1 protein-coding gene is annotated in these 1,104 nt (G+C 71.6%); it reads right to left on the bottom strand.

Annotated elements, in window-relative coordinates; genetic code table 11:
• Nucleotides 1-64: 64 nt before the first annotated feature.
• Nucleotides 65-1,104: ABC transporter permease subunit (locus ACTIDRAF_RS0224730; protein WP_016701350.1), on the bottom strand; the 1,040-nt coding region annotated here is incomplete at its 5' end.

Raw genomic sequence — 1,104 nt, 5'->3', positions numbered from 1 at the left:
GGGCCGGGGGTGGCGACGGCGGGTGGGGTGGGGTCGCCGGGCCGCCCACTGGTCACCGTCATCCTCACCGTCCCCCTGTCTGCCGTGTCCTGGGGTCGATCACCGCGTGCAGCAGGTCGACGAGCAGGTTCGCGCCGAGCACCGCGAGGGTGATGACGAGGAAGACGGCCTGCATGAGCGGGTAGTCGTTGTTCTGCACGGCCTGGAGCAGGGTGAACCCGATGCCGGGGTAGGAGAAGACGGCTTCGGTGACGATGGAGCCGCTGACGACGAAGCCGAGGGAGATCGCGAAGCTGGCGAGGCTGGGGATGACGGCGTTGCGGGCCGCGTAGGTGACGAGGACGCGGCGGGGGCGCAGTCCCTTGGCGTGGGCGGTGAGGACGTAGTCCTCGGCCATCGTGGACACGGTCATGTTGCGCATGCCCAGCAGCCAGGTGCCCACGGAGCTGAGGACGATGGTGATCGCGGGCAGCAGCCCGTGGTGCAGGGCGGAGGCGAGGAACGGCCCGGTGAACCCGACCTGGAGGCCGTAGTCGTAGCCGCCGGTGAGGGGGAACAGGCCGAGGGTGGCGCCGAACACGAACACCAGGACCAGGGCCAGCCAGAAGTAGGGGACGGCGGCGAGGAAGGTGGTGGCGGGCACCAGCGCGTCGGTCCACCGGCCGCGCCGCCAGCCGACGAGGGCGCCGAGGGTGACACCGAGGACGAAGGAGACGACGGTGGACAGGCCGACGAGCACCAGGGTCCAGGGCAGGGACTGGGTGAGCACGGTGGACACCGGGGTGGGGAAGTAGGTGGCGGAGACCCCGAAGTCGCCGCGCAGCAGGTTGCCCAGGTAGGTCAGGTACTGGGCCGCGAGGTTCTCCTGGCCGCCGGTGCCGAGCATCACCTCCAGCGCCTGGCGGGCCTCGGGGCTGACCGCTCCCCCGGTCTGCTGCATCCGGGAGAGCAGGGCGTCGACGGGGTCGCCGGGCATGAGGCGGGGCAGCAGGAAGTTCACGGTGACCGCGGCCCACAGCGCGACCAGGTAGAAGGCGAGTTTGCGTCGCAGGTGCCGCACGCTCACCTCCCGCCGGGCGGGTGCTGGCCGGTGGTGGCCCACCG

This window comes from Actinoalloteichus spitiensis RMV-1378, assembly GCF_000239155.1.
Taxonomy (GTDB): domain Bacteria; phylum Actinomycetota; class Actinomycetes; order Mycobacteriales; family Pseudonocardiaceae; genus Actinoalloteichus_B; species Actinoalloteichus_B spitiensis.
This window is presented reverse-complemented; position numbering and strand designations above follow the sequence as displayed.